Source organism: Ruegeria sp. SATB027, assembly GCF_059613825.1.
On record NZ_JBXWTH010000043.1, the window covers coordinates 1 to 7,173 of the forward strand.

Annotated in this window: 8 protein-coding genes; 5 read left to right on the forward strand and 3 right to left on the reverse strand. The window is 55.2% G+C overall.

What is annotated here, in order from left to right; all coding sequences use genetic code 11:
- Window positions 1–202: 202 nt before the first annotated feature.
- The 3 genes from AC2FPW_RS12545 to AC2FPW_RS12555 are packed head-to-tail and all read right to left on the reverse strand — an operon-like array spanning window position 203 to window position 1,829.
- Window positions 203–841 (reverse strand): SCO family protein, encoded by a 639-nt coding sequence (locus tag AC2FPW_RS12545; protein WP_496813978.1) that lies wholly within the window; start codon window positions 839–841, stop codon window positions 203–205.
- Window positions 841–1,416, reverse strand: a complete 576-nt coding sequence (locus AC2FPW_RS12550) for a hypothetical protein (RefSeq protein ID WP_496813979.1) — start codon at window positions 1,414–1,416, stop codon at window positions 841–843. Before AC2FPW_RS12550 ends, AC2FPW_RS12545 begins: the two co-directional genes overlap by 1 nt.
- A gap of 2 nt (window positions 1,417–1,418) precedes the next feature.
- Window positions 1,419–1,829 carry a hypothetical protein gene (locus AC2FPW_RS12555; protein WP_496813980.1) on the reverse strand — a complete coding sequence of 137 codons (411 nt, stop codon included), beginning with the start codon at window positions 1,827–1,829 and terminating at the stop codon, window positions 1,419–1,421.
- 235 nt (window positions 1,830–2,064) lie between these two features.
- On the opposite strand from AC2FPW_RS12555, the gene AC2FPW_RS12560 reads away from it, so the two are divergent.
- From AC2FPW_RS12560 to AC2FPW_RS12580, 5 genes are all read left to right on the forward strand, one after another.
- A complete protein-coding gene (locus AC2FPW_RS12560) occupies window positions 2,065–2,727 on the forward strand; it encodes a cytochrome P460 family protein (protein WP_496813982.1) in 663 nt (220 codons plus the stop codon).
- A gap of 62 nt (window positions 2,728–2,789) precedes the next feature.
- Complete coding sequence (locus AC2FPW_RS12565; protein ID WP_496813983.1) at window positions 2,790–3,962, forward strand: hypothetical protein; 1,173 nt, start codon at window positions 2,790–2,792, stop codon at window positions 3,960–3,962.
- Between the two features lie 224 nt (window positions 3,963–4,186).
- A complete protein-coding gene (locus tag AC2FPW_RS12570) occupies window positions 4,187–5,428 on the forward strand; it encodes a lactonase family protein (RefSeq protein ID WP_496813985.1) in 1,242 nt (413 codons plus the stop codon).
- Between the two features lie 79 nt (window positions 5,429–5,507).
- Window positions 5,508–6,731, forward strand: coding sequence for a 5-aminolevulinate synthase (gene hemA, locus AC2FPW_RS12575; RefSeq protein ID WP_496813986.1), 1,224 nt, complete (start codon window positions 5,508–5,510; stop codon window positions 6,729–6,731).
- A 171-nt stretch (window positions 6,732–6,902) separates the two neighbouring features.
- A partial coding sequence (locus tag AC2FPW_RS12580) for a transposase (RefSeq protein WP_496813987.1) occupies window positions 6,903–7,173 on the forward strand: 271 nt, incomplete at its 3' end.

Sequence of the window (7,173 nt, forward strand, 5' to 3'; positions counted from 1 at the left end):
CCTTTAACAATATGACTTGGAAAATGGCCGCATAGGGTCAATAGTGAAACTGTCCGGAAACAGGGACGAAGTCCACATAGCATCAGGCCGTCAATCCGTCCAGACGAGACGTTTACCGAGCAGAGGAGGGAGACCCTATTGCAAAACATTGGGCAGGCCAGACATCGCCTCGGGATTTCTCAGGATCCGCGAATATATTCAATCAGTCACTTGGGAGATGCGGGCTTAGATACTTTCTAACAATCGCTTGTGCCCGTTCGACGCCCAGAATGGGTGGGAACAGCGTGAGGACCTCGCCATTGGCATCTAGCAAATAGATGTGGCTGCCATGGGCATAAACCGCACCGTGTTCAAGGTCGTCAAAAATTTTTTCGTGGCCCACCTGAAACAGGTCATAGACATATTCCAGTTGCTGTTTCGTCCCAGTCAGTCCCACAAACTCGGGATGCAGCTTGATTAGCGCCGGGCCCATGGTTTCGACCGTATCACGCGTTGGATCGACTGTGATCATCACAGGACGGACGCTCAAACCATCATTGGTCAAGGCGTCAGCCAGTTCCGCCAGCAAAGGCATCGCGATGGAACAGATTGACGGGCAGTTGGCATAACCGAAAAACAAAAGCTGCGCCCGCCCGTCCGGGTCGACCTGCGATCGTTCGACGCCCGTATGATCGGTTAGAATGAATGTGCCACCTAGACTGAACGGCAATGCGGCGGGCGGAGCTATCTCGGCTTCCGTTTGATGGCTCGGTGCCTGAGCCTCGTTGGAATGATCTACTCGATCATGAGCCCGGGCCGGTAACGATACGGCACAAGCGAATAATATGCTCAGCCACCGCATCAGAAATTCTCGTCTATATATGTCTGATCGACTTCATGGCCGAGCCCGAAATATCCTTCCTTTTTAATCCAGGACAGCACCCGTTCGTCGCGCCGGAACCATGGGCCTTCGGCCTTGGCATTCGGGTTGCGCAACTTCCATGCCTTGCTCCATTCCTTGGTCCAACGATTGGCCTTGATCCAATCTTCGCTGCCGACCTCGCGGATTTTCTGCACCAGATAAATGTTGTTCGCCCCCAATTCAGGGTCGGCGGTCATCAGTCCATCGACCTCGACCAGCTTGCCACAAAATGGCAGCAATTCGACCACGGCACCGGTGAAGGCTGGCTGGCCATTTTTGTTGGGAAAGACAAGCACATCATCAGCGGTGCGTAAAAGGCCGATCTGTCGTCGGCCCGCGCCGCAATCGATGGGGCAATCGCCTGTGATGACGCAAAGCAGGTCGACAACCTTGGCTTCGAATCTCGCGGGGACTTCTGCGTAAAGGTTCCAGGATTTAGCTTCAGAATTGATTGAAAAATCCTGTGCGGCTACCGGGCTAGTCAGCAAGGTCAATAGGCAAATGAGCTTCTTCATGACTATTTCTCCTTTGGATCCTCAATGGCGAACCCGGGAACCGGGCCATAATCTTCATGATTGAGGTGCGAGATTCCGTTGTCAGCCACCACGTCATTGACGATGATGTAATTCAGACCATCGCGCTTGTAGTACAGGCCATCGGCTTCGATCTGGTGACTGGCGAGCGATAACAACGTATCGCTGGAGGCTGAGGTGTCGTCGCCTTCGAATTTCAGCACCATATAAACAGTGCCGTCCTCGGCCAGCAGCCCAACCGGCACGCCGCCCGCAGAACACCAGAGGGCACATGTATGATGCGCTGATCCAACTACTGCATCCGGCCCTCCCATAACGCCCGAAAAATAGCACCAGGTGTCGATAAGTTCGCCCGTGACCTTAATGCGCTCACCCTGCACTTCGGCTCGTGCCATACCCGACACAGCACATACCGCTACACAAAAAACGAGTAATCTATTCATGCGGAATCCTCTCTGTTCTCCAGAGGAGTTCTTGCATGGTTTAACTGGTTTTCCAAGCGTAAGGTCACGGAAAATCGCGCGTCGGTGATACAGGGCAACTCGTTACTGGACAATTGCGGCATATTCTGTACTTTTGTTCCGGACGGACTTCAAATCTTAAAGAAGACCAAAACCCTAGGGAGGAATCATGAAGTATATTAGCAGATCAAAAGTTGTCCTTGCGCTTTTGCTAGGTACGGGAGCCGCGATGCTGGGGGCGGTAAATTCCGATAACGGGTTCATGAGCGCTCAAGCTCAGAGCAACGAGAACACCTATGGTGTTTCAATAGTGCCGGAGTGGACGGAAAAGGGCGAACTCATCCGCCCCAAAGGGTTCCGCCATACCTGGGTGTACTTGGGTGCGCCGTTCACGCCACATTCACTCAACGGCGGTGCCGCCGGGTTCCCGGAGTTCCATAATGTTTACGTTCAGCCAGACGCATTCCACGCCTATCGCGCGACCGGCGAATGGCCGGAGGGGACGATGATGCTGAAGGAACTGCAGCTTGTTGATGACCCCAAGGGCGATGAAGAAGATGGCTCGCGTTACGAACCCTCTGGGCGCGGCTTCTTTCCTGGGCCTGTGAATGGCATGGATGTCGCGGTGAAGGATTCGTCGCGGTTCGCCGAAACGAACAACTGGGGATATTTCAACTTCGGGCACCACGCTCCGCCATATCTGCCCGTCGCCGCGCCAGCGCCGAAGGAAGCTTGCGCCCAGTGTCATATTGACAGCGAAGGCGCCGAGGGGACGGAAGACATGGTGTTTATCAACATGTATCGTCCCATCCTCACTCCTCTGCCAAACTAACTCCCTGCTCGTGGCCGGCTCCTGACTTCAGGAGTTGGCCGCTTGATCCTCATGAGGTGGACTTGGCTGCTGAAGACCATTCGCTGCCCGGGCCACCTTCTTTTGAGAGACTTGCCACTCTAATCGATGACGATGAGGTAGAAATGTTCTTCAGAACCTTCCACAAAAAGCCAGCATTAGCACTCGTAGCGGCTGCGTCGCTTAACCTCATGGCAGGGGAAGCAATAGCTGCAGGTGACCCAGACAAGGGCGAAAAAGTATTCAAGCGCTGCAAATCGTGTCATCAGATTGGAGAGGGGGCGAAAAATAAGACAGGTCCGGTTCTGACTAATGTCTATGGTCGCGCTGCCGGGGCAGTGGAGGGCTTCAAATATTCGGGATCGCTTGTTTCTGCTGGCGAACAGGGATTGGTATGGACGGACGAAAACCTCATGGGTTGGCTGATGGGCACCTCCGCATTTCTGAAGGAGCAGTTGGGGGACGAATCGGCAAAGTCCAAAATGACCTTCCAGTTGAAGAAGCGGGATGATGCGGAACATGCGATCGCCTATCTGGCGACTTTCGCCTCCGGCGGGGCCGCAAGTTCCGATGCCGGCGATTCGAATAGCGGCAGCAGCGACGAAGCTGCACACTCGAGCCAGGATGCTGAAACCGTGATCGTGGATGGGCGCGAACTTGCCGTGGCACTGGAAGGCCCGGGCAACCTGTTCGAAGAGGACAATTCTTTGCCTCAACCCGGCGACGATGACTACGAGATCGCGGAATACAGCACGGAAGAGGACCTCGCCTATATGGAGAAGGTCATCGTGGCGATGAAGGAGCGGAACCTCTGGAATGGGCCGAATGCGATCCAGGTACCTGTTTATCCGGGCACACGTCCACACGGGATCATTCTGGGGACGCTTTTTACCCGGGCCGAGATTGATGGCCATGACGGCGAACTGATAGTCAAACGGTCGTTCGAGCACCCGTTAGCCGAGACAAAAACACCGGTGGCGCTGAAGGAGGTACAGGAAAACCCTGACAAGTACCTGCACAACTACGCCATCATGTTCCGCCGCGAAGCCGGATATCAGGACGCGCATAACAACTGGTATTATGCCGAATTCACGCCTGAGGGCGAGGCCATTAACTATGAAGGCAACCTGCTGGTCGGGCGCAATGATCTGTGTATCTCGTGTCACGTTCTGGCCAAGGGCGAAGACTACTTCTTCACAACGGACGGAATCAAGTGATCCGTACGACCTTCGAAACCCACATCCAGACGATCGGCATCGGGAAGTTTGAGAAACTCATATCGGATGTCGCTTGGATATGGGTTTCAATGTTGCTGTCGCAGATGGTTCGGCTGGGTTAATACTGGCCACCTTCTCCTTGGGGCGAACAAGTATAATAATCTTCGGACAGCTACGAAGTCCGATTGTCGGCACCACACTGAATGATAGAGAGGAGACATCCAGTGAATCTCAGAACCTTTTCGATTGTGACCACTTTGGGACTAGTTGCTGCACCATTCGCATTTGCGCAAGGTTTCTATACCATCAGCAACAAGGCAGATGGGAACACGGTTGTCGCCTTTGAAAAGGATGACGCTGGCTCGTACCGACTGCTTGGCGAGTTCCCGACCGGTGGGACAGGAACAGGTGATCTTGAAATCCCTGCACTGCAAAAGGATCCGAATCATCCGTTGGCAAACGGTGATGACCCGCTGATATCAGCAAATGCCATCGCGATTTCGTCTGATGGAAGGCATGTTCTCGCTGTCAATCCGGGCAACGCAACAATCTCTTTGATGGGCGTTGGCGCGGATAATTCGCTTACATCCCTTTCTACCGCTCCCGCATCTGACAACTTCCCCATCAGTATTGCCATTCATGGGGAAATGGTCGTGGTCGCAGCTGTCGGCAACGACAATGGGTCCGGCAGCATCTCTGCCTTTAGGATCAGCGGCGACACACTGGAGGTTGTGGAAGGCTCCCGTCGGGACCTGAAAGCCCGCCCATCTACCATCGCGTTTTCATCTGATGGAAGACATGTCGTTGTAAATGAACTCGTGACGGGCAAGATCAATGTGTTTGGCGTCGTAGCAGGCACTTTGTCCGATATTCCTGTGTCGACCATTGAGTCTCCGCGTGACGAAGAATCGCGTTTTCAGGCCATCCCGGTCGGTTTTGCCGTTGTTGGGGACACTGTTCTGATGTCTGAAGCCCGTTTTCTGACACCGGATTTCATGCTTCGCGCTGAACAGGACGTGGTTGTACAGAGCCCTCTCTATTCCTGGCAGACAAGCTCCGTTTCAAGCTACAAACTGGGCGGAGACGGTGCCATCTCGATGGTTTCCGGCGATGTTCTGACCGGGGACGCTGTCGAAGGCGGGGAGATCGCGAATTGCTGGGTCGCGGTCTCAGCAGATGGCGACACTCTTTGGGCCGCAAATGCACTGTCCAGTTCCATCAGTTCCTTCCGTGTGCGGGATAACGGAACCGTGTCCCTGGTCAATGCACGTGCGTACAAGGATACTTCTGAAGAGCTCTTTTTTGGCGATCTCGCGGTCAGCAAGGATGGAACCGAGATGTATCAGTTGGTGGGCAATAAGGGAGCGGTCATTATTTTCGATATTCAGGAAGATGGTGACCTTGTAGCAAAACAGACCATTGGCGGTCTCCCCGAGCTAGGCGCATATGGCATGGTGGCTTTCTGATCTACGTTTCCATTCGGAAAACGGTCGTGTCGGCCCGTTCTCCTAGCCCGCGGCCACCTGAAGATTGAGGAGAAGAATAATGGACCATTCTGCCAATCTCCGAGAGGTGCTTACACGCTTACACGAAGAGGGCCGGTACCGGACCTTTATCGATATCGAACGGCGGAACGGCCATTTCCCGCATGCGGTCTGGACCCGGCCCGACGGGACCGAGCAGCCGATCACTGTCTGGTGTGGCAACGATTATCTGGGGATGGGGCAGAAGCCGGTTGTTCTGGATGCGATGCACGAAGCCATCGACGCCGCCGGTTCGGGATCGGGGGGCACCCGCAACATCTCGGGCACCACGGTCTATCACAAGCGGCTTGAGGCTGAACTTGCCGATCTGCACGGCAAGGAATCGGCGCTGCTTTTCACCAGCGCTTACATCGCCAACGATGCCACGCTTTCGACGCTGCCCAAACTGTTTCCGGGCCTGATCATCTATTCTGATGCGCTGAACCACGCGTCGATGATCGAAGGGGTGCGCCGCAATGGCGGTGCCAAACGAATTTTCCGACACAACGATGTGGAGCATCTGCGCGAGTTGATGGCGGCGGACGATCCGGACGCACCGAAACTGATTGCCTTCGAATCGATCTATTCGATGGATGGAGATTTCGGCCCGATCGAAGCGATCTGCGATCTGGCGGATGAATTTGGCGCGCTGACCTATATCGACGAGGTTCACGCGGTGGGCATGTATGGCCCGCGCGGGGCCGGCGTGGCCGAGCGGGATCGGCTGATGCACCGGCTGGATATCATCAACGGGACCCTCGCTAAGGCATATGGCGTGATGGGTGGCTATATCGCGGCATCTTACAAAATGTGTGACGCGATAAGGTCTTATGCACCGGGCTTCATCTTTACCACGTCGCTGCCCCCAGCGGTCGCTGCCGGGGCTGCGGCATCGGTTGCCTATCTCAAACAGGCACCCGAGCTGCGCGACCAGCACCAGACCCAGGCGCGTATCCTGAAAACCCGGCTGAAAGGGCTGGGTCTGCCGATCATCGATCATGGCAGCCATATCGTGCCGGTCATGGTGGGCGATCCGGTGCACACCAAGCGGCTCAGCGACATGCTGCTGGAAGATCACGGGATCTATGTGCAGCCGATCAATTTCCCGACCGTGCCGCGTGGCACCGAACGGTTGCGGTTCACGCCGTCGCCGGTGCATGGCCCGGACGAGATGGATAAGCTTGTCGCGGCGATGGACACACTTTGGAGTTCGTGCTCTTTAGATCTCACAATCCTGTCTGCTTGAGCGTCGTTGTTTCGTATCTGTTCGGTCACCCCGCTCTGATGGAGCGATTGAAGATGGTGGTGGGTCATGTTGGGAAGCACTTGCCGAATACGAAGACCTAAGACGATGGGCTTTGTTGCACAAATCAGTCTGGGGATTCACTGTTTGAATCCAGGGTGATAGCTGGTCGGCATGAGCAGTTGGGCCCCGACGAAGTACAAGACCAAGAACTGGCCTTCGTATAACACAGCGTTGAAGCAGCGCGGATCGCTGCCCATTTGGTTTGATCCCGAGATGGTCTGGGTGCCGCCGCCGAGTGGCAAGCGTGGTAGGCAGCAACGGTTCAGCGATGCGGCGATCCAGACCTGCCTGACAATGGAGGTGCTGTTTGGACTTCGTCCCTGTTTCCGGACACTGGGGTACTTTACCCCTGTCCATGAAAGGGGCACCGAATGGGACAACA

What these genes read in the sequence shown, in the direction of transcription:
- AC2FPW_RS12545 (WP_496813978.1), bottom strand. Translation starts at nt 841, where the DNA reads ATGCGGTGGCTGAGCATATTATTCGCTTGTGCCGTATCGTTACCGGCC.
- AC2FPW_RS12550 (WP_496813979.1), bottom strand. Translation starts at nt 1,416, where the DNA reads ATGAAGAAGCTCATTTGCCTATTGACCTTGCTGACTAGCCCGGTAGCC.
- AC2FPW_RS12555 (WP_496813980.1), bottom strand. Translation starts at nt 1,829, where the DNA reads ATGGCACGAGCCGAAGTGCAGGGTGAGCGCATTAAGGTCACGGGCGAA.
- AC2FPW_RS12560 (WP_496813982.1), top strand. Translation starts at nt 2,065, where the DNA reads ATGAAGTATATTAGCAGATCAAAAGTTGTCCTTGCGCTTTTGCTAGGT.
- hemA (WP_496813986.1), top strand. Translation starts at nt 5,508, where the DNA reads ATGGACCATTCTGCCAATCTCCGAGAGGTGCTTACACGCTTACACGAA.